Source organism: Stenotrophomonas maltophilia, from assembly GCF_002799245.1.
Taxonomy (GTDB): domain Bacteria; phylum Pseudomonadota; class Gammaproteobacteria; order Xanthomonadales; family Xanthomonadaceae; genus Stenotrophomonas; species Stenotrophomonas maltophilia_S.
Genome location: NZ_NEQV01000006.1, coordinates 99,945 through 118,395 on the forward strand (window position 1 = coordinate 99,945; position 18,451 = coordinate 118,395).

The following is an 18,451-nucleotide window of genomic DNA, read 5'->3' on the forward strand; positions in this document are numbered from 1 at the left end:
CTCAGCGCGATGGCGACAATCGGCCGGAGGTCACAGCGCAGCGGTCAGCGCGCATTCGCCGCGTTCGCGGCAGGCCTGCAGTTCGCACTCCTGCGCGGCTTCATCGTCATCCAGTGCGGTCAGGTCGAAGGTCTGCTTGTCCTCGCCCAGCACGTACATCACCGGGTAGTCCCACACATCGTCACTGCGGGTGCCCTTCACGAACAGCCGGCCATGCGCATGGGGTCCTTCCAGGGCCACGGTCAGGCCGACATCGCGCTGGCCGTTGATCGCGGTCTGCATGCTGCCCAGCGGCATCGATTCGGCACGCAGCGGCTCGCCGAAGGCTGCCACCAGTTCGATGCTGCATCCGGCGCGACGCATCGCTTCGCGCATCGGCGGGCTCGTGCGTGCCGCCTCGCTCCAGCGCAGCACGCTCCAGGCCACTACGCCACCGGTACCGGCCAGCACCAGCAGCACGGCCAGCGGCATCGCCCAGCGCCAGTGACGGCGCCACCAACCGGCTGGCCTCGGGCCATGGGTGGGGATGGGCGGTGGCAGGGTCATCGGCGGGCTCCTTCCCGTTTGCGCATCAAGGCTTCAGGCAGCGTCCCAGGAAGGCTTCGGCCACACGGTAGCGATGCAGGGCATCGGCACCGGACAGGCCATGCTTGGCACCCGGATAGGTCATCAGCTCGAACGGCTGGCCGCGCTTCTGCAGCGCGCTCATCAGGCTGGTCGAATTGGTGAACAGCACGTTGTCGTCGGCCATGCCGTGGATCAACAGCAGCGGCGAACGCAGGCCATCGATGTGGGTCAGCACGCGTGCTTCACGGTAGCCGGCGTCGTTGCGCGCCGGCAGGTCCATGTAGCGTTCGGTGTAATGGCTGTCGTACAGGCCCCAATCGGTGACCGGCGCGCCGGCCACGCCGCAGGCGTACTGGTTCGAGGCCTTGGCCAGCAGCATCAGGGTCATGTAGCCGCCGTTGGACCAGCCCTGCACGCCGATGCGCGCCGGGTCCACCCACGGCTGCTGCTTCAGCCAGGTCACGCCGCGCAGCTGGTCGGTCACTTCCACGGTGCCCTGCCTGCCATACAACGCGCCACCGAAGTCGCGGCCACGGCGCGGGGTGCCGCGGTTGTCCAGCGAGAACACCACGTAGCCCTGCTGGGCCAGGTACTGGTTGAACAGGTGGTCGCCACGGCCGGGCCAGCTGTCGGTGACGGTCTGGCTGGCCGGGCCGCCGTAGACATACACCGCCACCGGATAGCGCTTGGACGGATCGAAGCCAGCCGGCTTGATCAGGCTGTAGTTCAGCGGGGTCCTGCCATCGGCAGCGGTCAACGTGCCGAACTCGACCGGGCGCTGCGCATCACGGTAGCGCGCATACGGGTGCTTGGGATCGGCCAGGTCGTTCTCCACCAGCGTAGCGATCTTCTCGCCGTTGGCGCGGAACAGCTCGATCTGCGGCGGCGTGGTGCTGTTGGACCAGCTGTCGACGTAGACGCTGGCATTGCGGGCGAACGTGGCGTTATGCATGCCCGGCGCCGTGGACAGGCGCTGCGGCTCGCCGCCCTGCAGCGACACCGCGTAGATCTGGCTCTCGCGCGAGCTCTCGATGCCGGCGCGGAAGTAGGCCTTGCCGGCCTTCTCATCGACCGCCAACAGTTCGTCCACCGGCCAGTTGCCGTGGGTCAGCGCGGTGGTCCTGCCCTTGCTGTCGATGCGGTACAGGTGCTGGAAGCCGGTGCGTTCGGACGACCACAGCACGCTGCCGTCGTCGAGGAAGCGCAGGCTGTTGTGCAGCGGCACCCAGGTCGGGCTGGTCTCGTGGGCGAGCACGCGCTGGCGGCTGGAATCGAGCGCCACTTCCACCAGGTCCAGTTGCTTCTGGTCACGCGACTGGCGCTGGAAGCTCAGGTGCTGCGCATCGCGCCAATCGACGCGGGCCAGGTAGATGTCCTGTTCCTTGCCCAGGTCGACCCAGCGCGGCTGCGCGTCGGCGGCCGGTGCGATCACGCCCAGCTGGACGCGCACGTTGGCATCGCCGGCAGCCGGGTAACGCTGTTCGATCACATCGGTACGGTCGGCGTAGACCTCGTAGCGCTTCTGCACCGGCACCGGTGCCTCATCGATGCGGGCAAAGGCAATCGCCGAATCGTCCGGAGCCCACCAGTAACCGGTATGGCGGTCCATCTCTTCATCGGCGACGAACTCGGCCACGCCGTTGCCGATGGTGGTGCTGCCGTCGTGGGTCAGCTGCAGCTGCCTGCCGCTGGCCAGGTCGATCACCCACAGGTTGCGGCCGCGGATGAAGCTGACGAAGCCGCCCTTGGGCGACAGCTTGGCGTCGGTGGCGAAGCCTTCGCCGTGGGTCAGCTGGCGCACCGCCGCCGCACCCTGCTGCTTGAGGTCGTACAGGTAGAGTTCGCCGCCCAACGGGAACAGCAGGCGCTGCGCGTCCGGCGACCACTGGTAATCGACGATGCCGGTCATCGCGGCGATGCGCTGGCGCTCGCGGCGGGCCTTTTCCTCATCACTCAGGGTCTCGGTGCCGGGCAGCACCACCTTGGAATCGACCAGCAGCCGGGTCTGGCCGCTGCTGATGTCGTAGCTCCAGAGGTCCAGCTGGTTGCGGTCGCTGTCCTTGCCGCGCAGGAAACTGACCTGCGAACCGTCCGGCGCCACCTTCGGCTTCATCAGGGTCGGGCCGGACAGCGGCAGCGGGCCGGTGATGGCTTCCAGGGTCAGCTTTTCGGCGTGGGCGGCGGTACTGGTGGCGAGCATGAGGGCGAGCGAAGCGAACAGGTGGCGCATGGAGGGTCCCGGCAAACGGCAGGTCCGCCGCGCAGAGTTGGCGCGGGGCGGTTGTCCCCCATCCTAACCAAGCCCGTGCAGGAAGGCAGCATGACCTTGTGCCCATGCCAGAGCATTGAGGGGTCAGAGCCCTTTGCAGTGCAAAGGGATCCGACCCCTGGCCAGCGCCCTGGGTCAGCGCTGGCCGAACAGGTGCTTGCGCTCTTCGTCGCTGAGCGGCTTGCCGGCGTTCGGGTTCACCTGCTGGCGCAAGGCATAGGCGCGCTGCGTGGCCGGGCGTGCGGCGATGGCCTCGTGCCAGCGCTTGAGGTTCGGGAACGCGGCGAAATCCACCGGCAGCTTGTCGTAGGCGCCGATCCACGGGTAGCTGGCCATGTCGGCGATGGTGTAGTCGTCGCCAGCCAGGAAGGCATGCTGGGCCAGGCGCTTGTCCATCACCCCGTGCAGGCGGCGCACTTCGTTGTCGTAGCGCTCGACCGCGTAGGGGATCCTTTCCGGCGCATACACATTGAAATGCCCCATCTGGCCGCTCATCGGGCCCAGACCGGCCATCTGCCAGAACAGCCATTCCAGGGTGGTGACGCGGCCGCGCGGGTCGCTGGGCAGGAAGCGGCCGGTCTTCTCGGCCAGGTACAGCAGGATCGCACCAGACTCGAACACGCTCTGCGGGGCGCCGCCATCGGCCGGGGCCTGGTCGACGATGGCCGGCATCTTGTTGTTGGGCGAGATGGCGAGGAATTCCGGCTTGAACTGGTCGCCCGAGCCGATGTTGACCGGGTGGATGCGGTATTCCAGGCCGGTTTCTTCCAGCAGCAGGGTCACTTTGTGGCCGTTCGGGGTGGGCCAGTAATACAGGTCGATCATGGCGTCGGCTCGGGGTGCGGAAAGGAACCTGAAGTCTAGTGCGTGAGTTGGGTTGGCACCGTCATGGCGGGCCGGTAACCTCGCCTCTCCCCCGAAACGCAGCATCCCCCGCATGAGTGCAAACCGCCCGCCGCTCTCCCCGTTGTCCACGCTGATCTTCGCCTCGCGCTGGCTGCAGCTGCCGCTGTACCTGGGCCTGATCGTGGCGCAGTGCGTCTACGTGTTCCTGTTCGGCAAGGAACTGTGGCACCTGATCTCGCATTCGGCCTCGATGGGTGAACAGCAGATCATGCTGATCGTGCTGGGCCTGATCGACGTGGTGATGATCTCCAACCTGCTGGTGATGGTGATCGTCGGCGGCTACGAGACCTTCGTCTCGCGCCTGCGCCTGGAAGGCCACCCGGACCAGCCGGAATGGCTGAGCCACGTCAATGCCAGCGTGCTGAAAGTGAAGCTGGCAATGGCGATCATCGGCATCTCCTCGATCCACCTGCTGAAGACCTTCATCGCCAGCGGCGCGCTGGGCGGCATCCCGCTGTGCCCGCCGGAACGCATGGCGTCGGCCGCCGCCAACATCGGCGAGCAGACCTGTTCGACGCTGACTCCCGACGGCGTGCTGTGGCAGACCATCATCCACTGCGTGTTCATCCTGTCGGCGATCGGCATCGCCTGGACCGACAAGCTGATGTCCAGCAGCCACAGCAAGTCGCACGACAAGGCGCACGACCACTGAGGTCGCCGCCGGCAACGGCGTGGCCGCCGTTGCCCCTCCCGGTCACCGCCCTTGTACGTGGCGGTGGCCGGGATGCTAGATTGCACCCTCGCCGTTGCCGGCGGTGGCGTCGGGAAACGTCACCCTGCCGCGCCCGGACCGCAGGTCCCGGCCATGCGTATCAATGATTTACGTCACGTCGTCTTCTAGAGGGGAGCAGGATGTCGCACGTCTCAACGATCACCGCCGCGCGCCGGTGGCTGCCGGTTGCCCTGGCACTGGCACTGGCCGCCTGCTCGGGCAGGGAAGAAACCGCAGCACCGGCCCCCGCCGCCGCACCCGCGGCCACCGCACCGGCCGCACCGGTAGTCGCCGCCAAGGTGCAGTCGATGGGTACCGAGCAGCTGCGTGAATCGGCCAGCCAGGCGCTGCGCGAGAACCGCATGTATGCGCCGGCCGGCGACAACGCCATCGAGTACTACCTCGCCCTGCGTGACAAGACCCCGGACGACGCCTCGGTGAAGAGCGCGCTGACCGACCTGCTGCCCTACACCCTGATCGCCGCCGAACAGCACCTGGGCCGCGAGGACTACACCGAAGCACAGCGCCTGGTGGCGTTGATCGAGAAGGTGGATGCGTCCGCGCCGGCCCTGCCTCGCCTGAAGGAGGGCCTGGCCAAGGGCGTGCAGAACGCTGCCAAGCGCACCGAGGCCGAAGCCGAGAAGGCGAAGAAGGACGCCGAGGACCGCAGCAAGCAGCAGACCGAACAGCAGCGCCTGGCCGAGCAGCGCGCCAAGGAAGCCGACGCAGCCAAGCAGATCGCCGCCCAGCAGGACGCCGCCCGCCGCGACAACGAGCGCCAGGAGGCCGAGCGCCAGGCCGCCGCCCGCCGCGAAGCCGAACAGAAGCAGCAGCAGGCCGCTGCCCAGCAGGCCAGCGCCGCACGCCAGGCCGCGGCACCGGCCGCCGCTGCAGCTCCAAACCTGCGCCCGGTCAGCACCCCGGCACCGCGTTATCCGTCCGAAGCACTGCGCGCCGGCACTTCCGGCGAAGTACTGGTGGAAATCACCGTCGGCACCGATGGCTCGGTGATCAATGCCCGCGTGCTGCGCGCAACGCCGTCGCGCGTCTTCGATCGCGAAGCCATGAACGCAGTCAAGCGCTGGCGCTTCGAGCCGGTCAGCGCACCGGTCACCACCCGCCGCACCCTGGTATTCGCCCCGGGCGGCACCTGACCGCAAAAAGGGGACGGAGGGGATTAAGTCGTTTCCACCCCGCCATGACGACACGGCCCGGCAAGTCCGGGCCGTATCCGTTTCAGGGCAGGCTGTCGATCAGGCGCTGCAATGCCGGATCGCGCGCGGCCAGTACCTGGAACAGGCCCAGCGCATGCAGGGCCGGCAGCAGCGCACGCAGGTCGGCCTCGGCGGTGGCGCGGCGGGTGGAATCACTGGCCGGGTCCTGCCAGTCGCGGACGCTGGCAAGGAAGGCACCGACGCTGCCCTTGCGCACGGTAAGACCGTTCATCTGCACCTCGTTCTGGTGGTCGGGAAGAATGTACTGTGGCCGCATGGGTGATGCTCCTGTGGGATCGGGAGCCCAGTGTGCCGCCCCGCCGCCGGCGCTTCTGCCGTATAACTGCCATTCGATATGGCAGATCAGACATCACCAGCCCTGATTGACCCCGCTCTGGCCGATGCCGACGGTGGCCCCATCGTGCTGGCCTCCCAGTTGCGCGTGCCCGGGCGGCGTCGCACCGCGCGCCATCAGCACCTGCGCGGACAATTGCTGGGTGCCCACCACGGCCTGCTGCGGATCGAAGCCGGGCATCTGCAGTGGCTGCTTCCGGCAGGGCACGTCGCCTGGATACCACCCTCGCTGCCCCACGCACTGGTCGGGGCCGAGGGATTCGATGGCTGGAGCCTGTACTTCAGCGCCGAGGCCTGCATGGGGCTGCCCGACCTGCCACGCATTTTCCAGCCCAGCGCGCTGTTGCAGGCCGCGATGACGCGCGCGCTGCGCTGGCCACACCCGGCACTGGACGCTGCGCAGGCACGCCTGGTTGGCGTGATCATCGATGAGATCGCCGCCAGCACGCCCCTGCCGCTTGCCCTGCCACAACCGCAGGATCGGCGATTGCGGAAGATCGCTTCGGCGCTGGCGCGTTCGCCGGACGACCTGCGCAGTGTCGATGCATGGGCAACCACAAGCGGCCTGTCCGGTCGCAGTCTCGCCCGCCGTTGGCTGGCCGCAACAGGCATGACGCTGAGCCAGTGGCGGCAACGCCTGCGCGTGCTGCTGTCGCTGCCACGCCTGCTGGCTGGCGAACCGGTGATCAGCGTCGCACTGTCGATGGGCTACGACACCTCCAGTGCCTTCATCGCCGTGTTCAAGCGCGAAATGGGGATGACACCAGCGCGCTACGCAAAAGGGGACGGAGGGGATTAAGTCGCTTCTGACTCATCCGACACCGCTTCGCGGCATTGCCTGATGTCCTGGTCCGCGACCGTGATGACAGGCTGGAACCCCTTTCAGCCTCCGAATCCCATGCCCCGACAAGCGCGCCTGATGCTGGCAGGCCAGGCCTATCATGTGATCCAACGCGGTGTGAACAAGGGCGCGATCTTCGTCGACGACATCGACCGCCAGCTGTTCCTGCACCTGTTGCACGGTGCATTCCTCAAGCACCACGTCGCACTGCATGCCTATGTCCTGATGGACAACCACATCCACCTGCTGGCCACGCCATCCACACAGCAGGGACTGGCCGGTGCGATGCGCATGCAGGGCAACAACTACGTGCAGGCCTTCAACCAGCGGCACGGGCGCAGTGGGCCGCTGTGGCAGGGCCGCTTCCATTCCTCAATGATCGACAGCGACGCTTATCTCCTCAGCGTATACCGCTACATCGAACGCAATCCGGTTCGCGCCGGGATCGCAGCCAGCGCCGAAGATCATCCGTGGTCCAGCGTGCACGGCAACCTTCAACGGCGCGATGATCCGATGCTGACGCAGCATCCTGCGTTCAAAGCGCTGGCAGCGACCGCCCGGAAAAGGGCGACCTTGTATGCCGGGTTCCTGCGCGACGTGAATGCATCCGCCGATGTACCGGCGATCCGCAACCACAGCGCCAGGCAACGCCCAATGGGGGACGCTGCATTCCTGCGGATGGTGGAGCAGACGCTGGGGCGCCCCGTGGTGATGCGCAGACGGGGGCGTCCGCGCAAGGAGGGGACGGGAGAGGCAGAAGCGACTTAATCCCCTCCGTCCCCTTTTTGGTCAGCCGGAGATGGCCAGGCGCTCGTTGTGGTAGCGGCGTACGGCGGCGAACCAGAGCACGGCGGCCAGGCCGAGGCTGGCGCCGAGGTAGATCGCCCATACCGACGGGGTGATGGTCTCGTGGCGGATCACCTTCAGCAGCATCTGGTTCTGCGACAGGAACGGCACGGCGTACTGCCACATCTCGCTCTTCAGCGGATAGGCCACCAGCGCGTAGCCGGGCAGCATCGGCAGCAGCATCAGCCAGGTCATGTGGCTCTGCGCTTCCTTCATGCTCTTGGCCGCAGCCGACAGGAAGGTCAGCAGCGAGGTGCCGATCAGCAGCATCGGCAACATCACCAGCAGCATCTGCAGCATCGAGCCGACGTTCATGTTGAACTGGCGGCCGATGTTGCCGGGCGCGATCTGCGCGCTCACCTTGAACGCGACCAGGGTCAGCAGCAGCGACACGAAACCGACCACGCAGGCGGCGGCGATCTTGCCGCTGACGATCGCGCTGCGCGAGCCCGGGGTGGCCAGCAGGGGTTCCAGCGACTGCCGCTCGCGCTCACCGGCGGTAGCGTCCATCACCAGGTAGGCGCCGCCAATGAACGAGGTCAGGGTCAGCAGTACCGGCAGCAGCATCGACAGGATCATGCCGCGCTTGGCCTCGGCACTGGCCAGGTCCTGGCGCGCCACGTCCAGCGGGCGTGCCACCTGTGCGTCGATGCCGCGCGCCATCAGGCGCAGCGCACCGACCTGGCCGTTGTAGGTGGCCAGTGCCGCCTCCAGGCGGGCGCCGGGGACTTCGGCGGCGCGCCGCGTGCTGTCCTTGATCACCTCCACCAGTGCCGGCTTGCCATCGGCCCAGTCCTTGCCGAAGTCATCACTGATGCGCAGCGCCACATCGATGTCCTGGGTCCGGATGGCCTCGGCCAGGTCCTTCGGTGCCGGTGCGGCATTGAGGCCCTGTGCGGCGAGGAAGCGCACCAGGTTCGGCGCGTTCTCGGCGCCGATGGTCGGGATCTGCAACGGTTCTTCGATCTGGGTGCGCACCCGGCTCTCGGCCAGCTTGCCCATGCCCAGCAGCAGCACCGGGTACAGCAGCGGCCCGAACAGCAGGGTCAGCAGCAGCGTGCGGCGGTCACGCGACAGGTCGCGCAGTTCCTTGCGCATCACCGTCATCAGGGTCGACATCATGCTCATGCGTGCAGGCCCTCTTCGCTGCCGATCAGTTTCACGAATGCGTCTTCCAGGTTGGCTTCACCGGCCTGCGCACGCAGTTCATCGGCGCTGCCGGCGGCCATCACCGTGCCCTTGGCGATGATCACGATGTGGTCACACAACGCGCCCACCTCCTGCATGATGTGGCTGGACAGGATCACGCAACGTCCCTCTTCGCGCAGGCCCAGCAGGAAACGGCGCAGCGCGCGCGTGGTCATCACGTCCAGGCCGTTGGTCGGTTCATCGAGGATGACGTTGCGCGGGTCGTGCACCAGCGCGCGGGCGATCGCGGTCTTGGTGCGCTGGCCCTGCGAGAAGCCATCGGTCTGCCGGTCGAGGATGTCCCCCATGTCCAATGCATGCGACAGCACCTCGATACGTTCGCGGATGCGCTCGGCCGACAGGCCATGCAGCTCGCCGAAGTAGGCGATGTTCTCGCGTGCGGTCAGGCGCTTGTAGACGCCACGCGCATCGGGCAGCACGCCCAGGTGGCGGCGCACCTCCACCGGATTCTGCGCCGCATCGATGCCATCGACGCTGATGCTGCCCTGGTCGGGGGTCATCAGCGTGTAGAGCATGCGCATGGTGGTGGTCTTGCCGGCACCATTGGGACCGAGCAGGCCGGTGATCTGCCCGTCCCCGGCGCGGAAGCCGACGTTGGCGACCGCCTGGATGCGGCCCGTGCGGGTGTCGAAGGCCTTGTGCAGGTTGTCGGCGACGATCATGGTTCCCATCCGTTGAACGAGGTGAACGCCGGCACGTAGCTCAGCGTGTCCAGGCAGCCGGCATCCAGTGCCTTGGCATCGGTCGTGTCGATGAACTGGCCGAGCAGGCGCGGCATGCAGCCGGCGGTCAATGTGCCGTGGCCCTGGCCTCGGGCGACCAGCGCACGGCCGTTGGGCAGGCCCTTGAGCACCTGCGCGGCGTAGCGCGGCGGCGTCACCGGGTCCAGCTCACCGGACAGCAGCAGCGCCGGCACGTCACTGCGCAGCGGCACGGCGTCGGTTGCTGGCGCCGGGCGGTGCGGCCACACCGGGCAGGCCGCGAAGAAGGCACTGGCGACCTCGTTGCCGAACAGCCGCTCGGGATCTTCCGCCGGCGCGTGGTAACGCGGTGCATCCTCGCTACAGATCACCGACCACTGCATGCCACGGTTGATCTGGAAATCCATGCTGCGGTTCGCGCCGCGCGCCAGCGATGCCAACGGGGCGTAGCGACCCTGTGCGGCCTCATCCAGCACCAGTGGCAGCAGCGAGGAGTACTGCGGCACGTAGGAGAAGGCGAAGGCCAGGCCGACCACGCTGTCCGGCGTCAGTACATCCTGCCGTGGTGCATTGGTACCCGGATCGCGATAGTCCACCGAAACCGGCGCTCGGCGCAGGGTATCGACCACGCTGCGCAGCTGCGCGCGGGTGTCGGTCGGGAAACGCTTGCTGCAGGTGGCATCCTTGCGGCACTGCGCCGACTGCAGGGCGATCGCGTCCTCGAAGGTGGTCGCGAAGTCGCCACCGACCACCAGCTCGTTCGGTACCACGCCATCGATGACGATGCTGCGGGTATGCTGCGGATAGGCCCCGGCATAGCGCTGGGCCACACGGGTGCCGTAGGAGCCGCCGACCAGGTTGAGCTGGTCCACGCCAAGCGCGCCACGCACCGCATCCAGATCGGCGATGGCTTCGGTGGTGGTGTAGAAGCGTGCATCGGCACGCCCTTGCAGCGATGCGGCGCAGCGCTGGGCGTAATCGCGCAGCGATGCCTCGGAAGGCGCGGCATCCTCGTCCATCTGCAGTGGCTTGCCGTCCGCGCCCAGGCAGCTGAGCGGGTTGGAACCGCCGGTTCCGCGCTGGTCGATCAGGAACACGTCGCGCTGCTTGCGCACCTGGCGCAGCGCGGTATCGACGATGACCGCCACCTCGCTGGCCGCCTGGCCGGGGCCACCGGCCAGGAAGAACACCGGGTCGGGCTGGCTGGCGCCGCTGCTGCCCGATTCCAGCCAGGCAATGCGCAGGCCGATCCGGCGGCCATCGGGCTGGGCCCGGTCCTCCGGCACCTGCAGGGTGGCGCACTGCGCCTCCACGTTGGCGCTGGCGCCTTCGGTGGACAGCGTGCAGGGCTGGAAGTCGATCGTGCCGAAGCGGCGGCTGGGTGCGTCGCTGGCGCTTCCGGCGTCGGCCGGCGGCGTCTGGCTGCACCCGGCAAGCATCAGGCTGGCCAGCATCCCGGCCAGCGCGAGGTGGTGTCTTTGCATCGTGCTCGTTTCCCCTGGAGGACGTTCCTGTCGACCACGACGGGCTGCCGCGGAAGATGTGACCCAACTTACACGGGCAGCGCGCCGACGGCGATGGGCAATGACGAATCCGCGGCCGTCGGCGCACAGACCAGGCGGTCCCGTCCCTCGGCCTTGGCCCGGTACAGGGCCGCGTCGGCGGCGGCAAGCAACGTCGACAGGTCCCCCTGCCCCGCATCCATCGCAAGGCCAACACTGGCGGTGACCAGCACCGGGCCGCCGGCCAGCAGCGCCGGCCGCTGCTGCAGGCGCGCGCGGATCGCGGCGGCCCGTTCCATCGCTTCGCCGCGCGTGCTTCCAGCCAGCACCAGCACGAACTCTTCGCCGCCGTAGCGGCCCAACAGGTGCTCGTGGCCCTGCACGCAGTGCTGCAGCGTCGCCGAAAAATGGCGCAGCACCTGGTCGCCTGCCGGGTGGCCCCAACGATCGTTGATCTTCTTGAAGTGATCCACGTCGATCAGCAACAGCACCAGCGGGCGCTGCTGGCGCCGCAGCGTCTGCAGCTGCGCCTGGCCGTCGGCCAGTACTGCGCTGCGGTTGAGCAGGCCGGTCAGACCATCGGTGCGGGCCGCATGGCGCAGGTCGACCAGCATGCGCTCGACCAGCAGCAGCACCATCGCGAAGCAACGCGCCAGTTCAAGCATCACCCCGGCAATATAGGTGGCGAACATCGGCGAACCGGTCCGCATGATGTCCTCACCGGCATCGGGCGCCAGCGGCAGCAACAGGCGTACCGCATACAACGCCGCTTCTGCCAGGAACACGGCGGCGGCCAGGCGGCAGCTGGTGCGCTGCTGTGGCGGTGCATGCCGCAGCAGCAACCCGGCGATCCAGCCGTCGACGATCAGCGCGAACACGCTGAACACCTGCAGGCGCATGCCCAGGTTCGGCCACAGCACCAGGAAGGCGAAGATGCAGGCCATGAACGCGGCCGCCATCAGCAGCGGCCGCCACAGCGGCAATGGTTGCCCAAGATGCAGGGCCACGCCGCGCAGCATCATCAGCCCGCAGCCGGCCATCGCCGCATTGCCGGCCAGCACCGCCGGGACCAGTGGCAGGTAGGGCCGCATGGCCAGCAGGGTCACCCCCAGGGTCAGCAACCACAGGCTGATGGTCCACTGCCGCAGTACCGGCTGTCCGCGCAGCACGACCAGCAGCAGCGAGAAGCCCACCGCAATGCCGATGCAGAGCAGGAAGCCAAGCACGGTAATGGTCGGGAAATCCAGGGACATGCGGCGCTCGTCGGCCGGGGCGGCGCGCGCATCTTAGCGCCTTGCCGCGCCATCCCCGCCGCAATCTGCGGGCCACCCAGGATGCGGGGTCGGAAAACGGCGAGCAGCACGGCCGACGCGTGCCCAGAATCCGCGGAAGACCAGGGAGACGCCCATGCACACGTGGTACCTCGGTGGCCTCGACCACCGCCCGTTCCAGCACCTGTTCGAGAAGAGCGACAGCACCCTTGCCGCACTGGGTATCCAGCGCCGCTGGGCCGGCGCGAACGGCGGCCATCCCTGCCGGATCAGCCTGAGCGATCCGCCCGCGGGCAGCGAACTGCTCCTGCTGTCACACGTCCACCTGCCCCTGCACTCGCCCTACCATGCGTCCGGCCCGATCTTCGTGCAGCGCGGGGTGAGCCGTTGCGTTCTGCGGCCCGGTGACGTGCCGCCATATGTGCAACGCCGGATGATCTCGCTGCGCGCCTATGACGCCGCAGCGCTGATGCGCAGCGCGCAGGTCTGCGCCGGGACCGAGGTTGCTGCGCAGCTGGACAGGCTGTTCGCTGATCCGGAGGTGGCCTTCGTGCAGTTGCACAACGCGGCGCATGGCTGTTTCTCATGCCAGGCGGATCGGGTGCAAGGGGATGTCCCGCATCGCGCTCTCCACGACGTGATCGCGGCCACGCCAACCGCGTGACGTCCAGCGCATCCGTTCAGCCCCACGTGAAGCCTGCGGGAAGGGCTTCACATGCACAGTCACGGATCGGCATTCCGATGGTTCCACCGCCTGCATCACGACTCGATACTCGCCGTGGTGCCGCCGTTGGTCCGCCACGCAGCGCAGCCCCTGCGGTCACCGTTCCCATTCGACGACCACAAGGATGCGCCATGTCATTCCGATCCACACCGCTGTTGCTGGCCGCCTCGTTCGCCGCGGCGGGCCTGTGCCTGGCCGGCAACGCGTTCGCCCACGGCACCATGACCACCCCGGTCAGCCGCGTCTATGCCTGCTTCCAGGGCAACCCGGAGAACCCGACCAATCCGGCCTGTGCCGCCGCCAAGGCGATCGGCGGTTCACAGGCGTTCTACGACTGGAACGGCATCAACCAGGCCAACGCCAACGGCAACCACCAGGCGGTAGTACCCGACGGCAAGCTGTGCAGTGGCAACAACCCGACCTTCCGCGGCCTGGACGTGGACCGCAGCGACTGGCAGACCACGCCGATCCAGCCCGATGCGAATGGCAGGTTCACCTTCGTGTTCAAGGCCACCGCGCCGCACGCCACGCGTGACTGGCGCTTTTTCGTCACCCGCGAAGGCTGGCAGCCGGGCAGCCCGCTGCGCTGGGCCGACCTGCAGGAGTTCTGCACGCTGGGCAATACGCCGCTGTCGGCCGATGGCACGTACAAGCTGCAGTGCACCCTGCCGCAGCGCACCGGCCAGCACGTGATCTACAACACCTGGCAGCGCTCGGATTCGACCGAGGCGTTCTACACGTGCATGGACGTGCGCTTCCAGGGCGGTGGCACGGCACCTGCACCGCAATGGCAGGATGCAGGCCCGGTGACCGCACGCGGCGACCTGCCGGTCGGAACCACCCTGGCGCTGCGCGTGTTCAACGCCAACGGCAACGATGTCGAGCGCGTCGAGGCAACCCTGGCCAGCGGCCAGACCGCCGCTGCACAGTGGCCGTTGGTACTGGCGCGCAAGGTCAATACCGGTGCGCAGCATGCGCGCCTGGGTGTGCTCAGCAATGGCGTGATCACGCCGACGGCCTCGGCCACCGCCAACCGCGTCTACCTGAAGGATGGCAACCGCTTCCAGCTTGATACGAAGCTGCCGGACCCGGGCACCCCGACGCCGGGCGGCGACTACGACAGCGTGTACCCGGTCGGCATCGGCCACTATGTGCCGGGCCAGACCGTGGTCAAGGGCAGCGACGGCAAGCTGTATGCCTGCCGCCCGAAACCGGAAGGCGCGTGGTGCAACGTCGACGCCGAAGCGTACCGGCCAGGCGTGGGCAGTGCCTGGCGGGATGCGTGGATCGCGTACTGAGGCTGCGCACCGGGGGCGGCGTGATGCCGCCCCTGGTGGGCACTTCAAGGCTTCATGAGGTTGCCGGCCAGCGGCCGGCACTACCCGGGCCTATTTGCTGCTGAAGGACTAAATAACAACGGAAAACTTATTTAAAGCATATAAATCAATTACTTATGCTTGAAATAAGACTTTCGACTTATGTGAGCCTTGTCAATTGATCCTCGAGACTCGCACTGCCTTTAGAGCCTTGCAGATCAGATCAGACACCTCAGCTGGAGAGACACCCAGCGCAGATGCCATTTGGCAGAATTCGAGAACGTCTAGACGACGTGATCCAGACTCTATTGAAGAAATGCGCTGTTGGGGCCACCCCAGATGGGCAGCAAGCTGAGTCTGACTGATGCCCAAGATCTCCCGATGCTCCCGAAGCTTTCCGACCAAACGGAGGTACGGGTTCTGATAGATCGTCTTCGTAGCCATCCGGTCCGCCTCAAGGAGCGGATGGAAATCTATGACCGGGGCACGGCATACATGAAAATCATGTAGACGACATCGTGCCGCCTTGGTAGCATCCGGACTGGTTAATTTGCCGGGGATCGAGTGATCTATGGCCGTAGCCAACAGACCCTCCTTCCTTCGTGGCCCGAGCTCGACTCACTTGTCGTATCGCTTGGTCCTTTCTACACCTGCGCCTGGTGTGCGCTTGAACGCTCCACTTCCGTTAGCGCGCCCGTTTCCTCAGACCCTGCTGTCGCCCAGCAACTCCTGCAATTCCTAAAAAGCGCAGGTGTTGTGACCGGTTCCAGTTCAGGCAACGGAGCCGTTAAGCGCTCTCTCTACGAACCGGTCAGTTGGTCCTACGTCGATGACCTGATTCTTCCTGATGACCTTGATGCAGCGCTCAAGGGGATGCTTGATGCTTGGCGCCCGACGCTTGATAAACACGCAAGACTTTGGATCTGGCGCCAGCTAGCGGATCGAGAGGCAAGCGCCTATCTCACATCATTGCTGCGCCGTCACCGTATCGGAGTGCACCGCGTAGATGAAATCCTGAGAAGTCAGGATGAGGAGTGGACTCGTCTGAGCCTGGGGCGGAAACGATACGTGCTCTGGTCATCTGTAAGGGGAGCAGCGAGCCAGTTCCTTAGTAGCGGTGGCAACGAGGACGCCGCACTAGAAGTGCTTTCCCGAGAGATGCGAAGGAGGACGCGCTGGCTGGTAGTAAAGGCGGCCGCGGGTGAACTTCGAAGAACCGACTATTGCTTCCTTCCTGACACAGGTTGGCGACGACCACTGATGATCGATGTAGCGCTGGAAAGCATACTGAAGATAGGCGATGACTACTGGCTTGCAGCTCCATCCTTGGGCGAAATCTAGTCAAAACAGAGGCCCTCGATTACCCACTTCCCTGGCTCATCTGAACCAAGAATCACGAGACTTGATAGATGCGTCCAATCATTCTTGCACTGGACCTTGAGGGAACACTTATCTCCAATGCCGTCAGTCAAATACCCCGACCCGGCCTGATGGAGTTCCTAAACTATGCCAGCAGCACCTTCAATCGGATCGTCATGTTCACCTCTGTACCCCAAAAGGTTGTTGCAGAGATTACATCCCTCTTGGTGCTGGAGGGACGCGCTCCCGAATGGTCTCAACATCTCCCATACATCGAATGGGACGGTCCGACGAAGGACCTTCGATTCGTTTCGGCAGAACTTGGCGAGGCACTGTTGCTGGATGATCACGGGGCCTACGTGCATCCCGGCCAACACTTCCTCTGGATTGAAGCCCCTCTCTTCGCTGCACCATATTCTGATGGAGACGAGGGGCTGCAGCTGGTGATCCAGCGTCTTGAGGAGCGCCTCAATCCAGGCAGCACAAAGCCCAAGGCGCGGCCTTAGTGGATGGAGTGTGCCGTGGATGCAATCTTCGGACGCCGCAGTGAGACACCGCCAGCCCCCAATACTCGAGGATTCTGTGCACAGAACTAGCTTGTCTCATCCGTTGCAGATTGCGGGACTTTCCGTCGGTGCCAACGGAGGAACCATAGGCGTTACCTTTGCCCCCGGTAAGCATCAGAAAGTTGCAATGACGGGCTCGTGGTGTAGAGATCTCGAGCTCGATCTAGCGTCCGTCTCAGCTTGGGGATGTCGCCATCTGCTTTCCTTGATTGAACCGTGGGAGTTCGACGATCTCGGGATAGGGTCGCTACCCGAACGCGCGCGCGCTCATGGCCTGCACTGGCATGGTCTTCCGATTCGTGATGGAGAAGCGCCGGATCCTCAGTTCTTGGACGAGTGGACACGACTAGGCCCCGTCCTCACTGACGATTTGCTCCGCGGTGACAAAGTAGTCGTTCATTGCAAAGGAGGGCTTGGCAGAGCGGGCACCGTGGCTTCGATGCTACTGCTCGAGAGCAGATCATGCCTAAGCGCTGAAGAAGCTATGGCCAGAGTTCGGAGTGCTCGTCCCGGAGCCGTGGAAACGGCGGAGCAAGAGCGCTTCCTTCTTCACTGGGCTTCTCGGATGCTCTAGAACCGTGTGCGCTGAAGCATCCGTTCTGAACTCTTGACACGGCACTAATCACGTCCAGACCTGTGAACCTCCCAGTGCCGGATCAGCTTCGCCCCGGTGCTCATCGGTGAATCTGAGAACCCGCGGGGAGGTCAGCAATCAGAGGTTTGAGGGGATCTCCCCACGGCAGGCGTATAAGTAGGGAAGGATGAGGAGATCTCCACATGAATGATCTAGACGATTGGCTGTCCAGAGCCTCGGCAGCTACAAGGCCAGACGGCCATGATCGGGCCACCGATAGCCTGGTCCGACGCCTGTCCCAGGAAGCTTCCCCTTCGCAATGGGCCGGTAAGCGAGAGTTCCGCCGGGCACTCGCATGCGCGGCGCTCGCGGCGGTGCTTACCTGCGGAGGAGTAGGCTCCGCCTTCTTTGTCACCCAGGCACCCTCGCGCCCGACATGGGTCGCGGCCCCAGCTTCCATGTCCCCATACGCTCTACTGGTGGAACGCTGATGGCAATCGGACCCCTCATGAGGCTGCCGCTGGCAACAATCGCTGGCGCCATCATTGGCGTAGTGTGCGCGCTGGCTATCGGCTGGATCTGGCACTCGCTCAATCCTGGGCACAGCGATCTCCATGAACGCCTTCACGCCGTGGTGCCTCTGGACGACTCGGAGAAGCAGATCCTCCAGGCCAAGGAACAGCTGTTCGCAACAAGGCGAGGTGAGATCGAAGCGCGCCTGCGGATTGCCAACCGCCAGCTGGCGGACGCCATCGCGGCTGACCCCAAATGGAACCCCCAGGTGGAACGTGCAAGTCGTGAGGTGGAGCGGGCTGCGGGCGATCTCCAGCGCATCACGCTCGAGCATGTGTTCGAGATGCGCGAGGGCTTGAAACCCGAGCACCGGCCGGCCTACGACAAGGCACTCCTTGAAGCACTTCGCACCGACTCTCCCTGAGCCCCACAAACGTTGTGACCATCGAGGACGACAACAACTGGGCAGTTGAAGCTGCGGCGGGTGATGCTGAGGCCTTCGCTCGCCTGGTCCGCCGTCACTCGCCAGCAATCAAGCAGATGGTTCGAGGCATGGGTCTGCCCGAAACCGACGTCGATGATGTCGTGCAGGAGACATTCGTTGCCGCTTGGCGAGGCCTGTCAGAGTACGATCCGACGCGCTCGGTACTTCCTTGGCTGATGCGTATTGGAATCAACAAGGTTCGTGATACGCAACGGTTTCGACGCGTCCGCCACTTCCTGTTTCGGGCCAAGCCTTTGGATGATGAGGAAGGACGCGCCCTGCATTCCGAGCAGGCCGGGCCAGAGCAGGTTGCCGGTTCTCAGCTTGAGCTCGCAGAAGTAAGAAGGGTTCTCAACACGATCGACCCGAGCCTGCGTGAAGCTCTGGTTCTGACTGCCTTCGTCGGCCTTTCCCAGGTTGAAGCAGCTTCCGCCCTGGGTATCAGTCTCAAAACGATAGAGGGTCGCGTCCTGAGAGCGCGGGCCAAACTGACAGATGCACTGAGCCGCGGGAAATAAATTTT

At 65.6% G+C, this 18,451-nt stretch carries 21 protein-coding genes; 12 read left to right on the top strand and 9 right to left on the bottom strand.

From position 1 onward, the window contains the following. Positions 1–30 precede the first annotated feature (30 nt). From B9Y64_RS17640 to B9Y64_RS17650, 3 genes are all read right to left on the bottom strand, one after another. Positions 31–546: a cytochrome c oxidase assembly factor Coa1 family protein gene (locus B9Y64_RS17640; RefSeq protein ID WP_100441836.1), complete on the bottom strand. Its 516-nt coding sequence runs from the start codon at positions 544–546 to the stop codon at positions 31–33. A 25-nt stretch (positions 547–571) separates the two neighbouring features. Next, positions 572–2,797: a S9 family peptidase gene (locus B9Y64_RS17645; RefSeq protein ID WP_100441837.1), complete on the bottom strand. Its 2,226-nt coding sequence runs from the start codon at positions 2,795–2,797 to the stop codon at positions 572–574. 174 nt (positions 2,798–2,971) lie between these two features. Then, positions 2,972–3,661: a glutathione binding-like protein gene (locus B9Y64_RS17650; protein ID WP_100441838.1), complete on the bottom strand. Its 690-nt coding sequence runs from the start codon at positions 3,659–3,661 to the stop codon at positions 2,972–2,974. A 112-nt stretch (positions 3,662–3,773) separates the two neighbouring features. Between B9Y64_RS17650 and B9Y64_RS17655 the strand changes: the two genes are divergently transcribed. Then, positions 3,774–4,394: a TIGR00645 family protein gene (locus B9Y64_RS17655; protein ID WP_100441839.1), complete on the top strand. Its 621-nt coding sequence runs from the start codon at positions 3,774–3,776 to the stop codon at positions 4,392–4,394. Between the two features lie 200 nt (positions 4,395–4,594). Continuing rightward, on the top strand, positions 4,595–5,608 hold the full coding sequence (locus tag B9Y64_RS17660; protein WP_100441840.1) for an energy transducer TonB: 1,014 nt from the start codon (positions 4,595–4,597) through the stop codon (positions 5,606–5,608). 82 nt (positions 5,609–5,690) lie between these two features. On the opposite strand, the gene B9Y64_RS17665 is transcribed toward B9Y64_RS17660, so the two are convergent. Beyond that, positions 5,691–5,945: a hypothetical protein gene (locus tag B9Y64_RS17665; RefSeq protein ID WP_100441841.1), complete on the bottom strand. Its 255-nt coding sequence runs from the start codon at positions 5,943–5,945 to the stop codon at positions 5,691–5,693. Between the two features lie 78 nt (positions 5,946–6,023). On the opposite strand from B9Y64_RS17665, the gene B9Y64_RS17670 reads away from it, so the two are divergent. Beyond that, positions 6,024–6,821, top strand: a complete 798-nt coding sequence (locus B9Y64_RS17670) for an AraC family transcriptional regulator (protein ID WP_100441842.1) — start codon at positions 6,024–6,026, stop codon at positions 6,819–6,821. Between the two features lie 99 nt (positions 6,822–6,920). Further along, on the top strand, positions 6,921–7,631 hold the full coding sequence (locus tag B9Y64_RS17675) for a transposase (protein ID WP_100441843.1): 711 nt from the start codon (positions 6,921–6,923) through the stop codon (positions 7,629–7,631). A 21-nt stretch (positions 7,632–7,652) separates the two neighbouring features. On the opposite strand, the gene B9Y64_RS17680 is transcribed toward B9Y64_RS17675, so the two are convergent. The 4 genes from B9Y64_RS17680 to B9Y64_RS17695 form a co-directional block, all read right to left on the bottom strand. Then, positions 7,653–8,837: an ABC transporter permease gene (locus B9Y64_RS17680; protein ID WP_100441844.1), complete on the bottom strand. Its 1,185-nt coding sequence runs from the start codon at positions 8,835–8,837 to the stop codon at positions 7,653–7,655. Further along, entirely contained in the window at positions 8,834–9,580 is a 747-nt protein-coding gene (locus B9Y64_RS17685) for an ATP-binding cassette domain-containing protein (RefSeq protein ID WP_100441845.1), read from the bottom strand. The genes B9Y64_RS17680 and B9Y64_RS17685 overlap by 4 nt, the downstream gene beginning before the upstream one ends. After that, positions 9,577–11,103 carry an alpha/beta hydrolase gene (locus tag B9Y64_RS17690; RefSeq protein WP_100441846.1) on the bottom strand — a complete coding sequence of 509 codons (1,527 nt, stop codon included), beginning with the start codon at positions 11,101–11,103 and terminating at the stop codon, positions 9,577–9,579. The genes B9Y64_RS17685 and B9Y64_RS17690 overlap by 4 nt, the downstream gene beginning before the upstream one ends. 68 nt (positions 11,104–11,171) lie before the next feature. Continuing rightward, positions 11,172–12,374: a GGDEF domain-containing protein gene (locus B9Y64_RS17695; RefSeq protein WP_100441847.1), complete on the bottom strand. Its 1,203-nt coding sequence runs from the start codon at positions 12,372–12,374 to the stop codon at positions 11,172–11,174. Between the two features lie 154 nt (positions 12,375–12,528). Here B9Y64_RS17695 and B9Y64_RS17700 point away from each other — a divergent pair, with 154 nt between their 5' ends. Further along, a complete protein-coding gene (locus tag B9Y64_RS17700; protein ID WP_100441848.1) occupies positions 12,529–13,056 on the top strand; it encodes a DUF1203 domain-containing protein in 528 nt (175 codons plus the stop codon). Positions 13,057–13,247: 191 nt separating this feature from the next. Then, the gene (locus tag B9Y64_RS17705; protein WP_100441849.1) at positions 13,248–14,414 is read left to right on the top strand and encodes a lytic polysaccharide monooxygenase; all 1,167 of its coding nucleotides are present in this window, start codon (positions 13,248–13,250) and stop codon (positions 14,412–14,414) included. A 192-nt stretch (positions 14,415–14,606) separates the two neighbouring features. Here B9Y64_RS17705 and B9Y64_RS17710 read toward each other — a convergent pair whose 3' ends face one another. Continuing rightward, complete coding sequence (locus B9Y64_RS17710; RefSeq protein ID WP_075075810.1) at positions 14,607–14,876, bottom strand: helix-turn-helix domain-containing protein; 270 nt, start codon at positions 14,874–14,876, stop codon at positions 14,607–14,609. Between the two features lie 312 nt (positions 14,877–15,188). Here B9Y64_RS17710 and B9Y64_RS22025 point away from each other — a divergent pair, with 312 nt between their 5' ends. The 6 genes from B9Y64_RS22025 (at position 15,189) to B9Y64_RS17730 (ending at position 18,446) form a co-directional block, all read left to right on the top strand. After that, positions 15,189–15,773: a hypothetical protein gene (locus B9Y64_RS22025; protein WP_141097639.1), complete on the top strand. Its 585-nt coding sequence runs from the start codon at positions 15,189–15,191 to the stop codon at positions 15,771–15,773. Between the two features lie 68 nt (positions 15,774–15,841). Further along, positions 15,842–16,297: an NIF family HAD-type phosphatase gene (locus tag B9Y64_RS17715; RefSeq protein WP_032961321.1), complete on the top strand. Its 456-nt coding sequence runs from the start codon at positions 15,842–15,844 to the stop codon at positions 16,295–16,297. Positions 16,298–16,484: 187 nt separating this feature from the next. After that, a complete protein-coding gene (locus B9Y64_RS17720; protein WP_226053690.1) occupies positions 16,485–16,931 on the top strand; it encodes a cyclin-dependent kinase inhibitor 3 family protein in 447 nt (148 codons plus the stop codon). Between the two features lie 203 nt (positions 16,932–17,134). Beyond that, positions 17,135–17,422 (top strand): CnrY/NccY family anti-sigma factor, encoded by a 288-nt coding sequence (locus tag B9Y64_RS22590; RefSeq protein ID WP_133308083.1) that lies wholly within the window; start codon positions 17,135–17,137, stop codon positions 17,420–17,422. 17 nt (positions 17,423–17,439) lie between these two features. Next, on the top strand, positions 17,440–17,868 hold the full coding sequence (locus B9Y64_RS17725) for a periplasmic heavy metal sensor (protein ID WP_087786541.1): 429 nt from the start codon (positions 17,440–17,442) through the stop codon (positions 17,866–17,868). A 14-nt stretch (positions 17,869–17,882) separates the two neighbouring features. Further along, a complete protein-coding gene (locus tag B9Y64_RS17730; RefSeq protein WP_049400889.1) occupies positions 17,883–18,446 on the top strand; it encodes an RNA polymerase sigma factor in 564 nt (187 codons plus the stop codon). Positions 18,447–18,451: the final 5 nt, after the last annotated feature.

Coding starts and splice junctions, on each gene's coding strand:
- B9Y64_RS17640 (WP_100441836.1), bottom strand. CDS start 546: ATGACCCTGCCACCGCCCATCCCCACCCATGGCCCGAGGCCAGCCGGT.
- B9Y64_RS17645 (WP_100441837.1), bottom strand. CDS start 2,797: ATGCGCCACCTGTTCGCTTCGCTCGCCCTCATGCTCGCCACCAGTACC.
- B9Y64_RS17650 (WP_100441838.1), bottom strand. CDS start 3,661: ATGATCGACCTGTATTACTGGCCCACCCCGAACGGCCACAAAGTGACC.
- B9Y64_RS17655 (WP_100441839.1), top strand. CDS start 3,774: ATGAGTGCAAACCGCCCGCCGCTCTCCCCGTTGTCCACGCTGATCTTC.
- B9Y64_RS17660 (WP_100441840.1), top strand. CDS start 4,595: ATGTCGCACGTCTCAACGATCACCGCCGCGCGCCGGTGGCTGCCGGTT.
- B9Y64_RS17665 (WP_100441841.1), bottom strand. CDS start 5,945: ATGCGGCCACAGTACATTCTTCCCGACCACCAGAACGAGGTGCAGATG.
- B9Y64_RS17670 (WP_100441842.1), top strand. CDS start 6,024: ATGGCAGATCAGACATCACCAGCCCTGATTGACCCCGCTCTGGCCGAT.
- B9Y64_RS17675 (WP_100441843.1), top strand. CDS start 6,921: ATGCCCCGACAAGCGCGCCTGATGCTGGCAGGCCAGGCCTATCATGTG.
- B9Y64_RS17680 (WP_100441844.1), bottom strand. CDS start 8,837: ATGAGCATGATGTCGACCCTGATGACGGTGATGCGCAAGGAACTGCGC.
- B9Y64_RS17685 (WP_100441845.1), bottom strand. CDS start 9,580: ATGATCGTCGCCGACAACCTGCACAAGGCCTTCGACACCCGCACGGGC.
- B9Y64_RS17690 (WP_100441846.1), bottom strand. CDS start 11,103: ATGCAAAGACACCACCTCGCGCTGGCCGGGATGCTGGCCAGCCTGATG.
- B9Y64_RS17695 (WP_100441847.1), bottom strand. CDS start 12,374: ATGTCCCTGGATTTCCCGACCATTACCGTGCTTGGCTTCCTGCTCTGC.
- B9Y64_RS17700 (WP_100441848.1), top strand. CDS start 12,529: ATGCACACGTGGTACCTCGGTGGCCTCGACCACCGCCCGTTCCAGCAC.
- B9Y64_RS17705 (WP_100441849.1), top strand. CDS start 13,248: ATGTCATTCCGATCCACACCGCTGTTGCTGGCCGCCTCGTTCGCCGCG.
- B9Y64_RS17710 (WP_075075810.1), bottom strand. CDS start 14,876: ATGGCTACGAAGACGATCTATCAGAACCCGTACCTCCGTTTGGTCGGA.
- B9Y64_RS17715 (WP_032961321.1), top strand. CDS start 15,842: ATGCGTCCAATCATTCTTGCACTGGACCTTGAGGGAACACTTATCTCC.
- B9Y64_RS17720 (WP_226053690.1), top strand. CDS start 16,485: ATGACGGGCTCGTGGTGTAGAGATCTCGAGCTCGATCTAGCGTCCGTC.
- B9Y64_RS22590 (WP_133308083.1), top strand. CDS start 17,135: ATGAATGATCTAGACGATTGGCTGTCCAGAGCCTCGGCAGCTACAAGG.
- B9Y64_RS17725 (WP_087786541.1), top strand. CDS start 17,440: ATGAGGCTGCCGCTGGCAACAATCGCTGGCGCCATCATTGGCGTAGTG.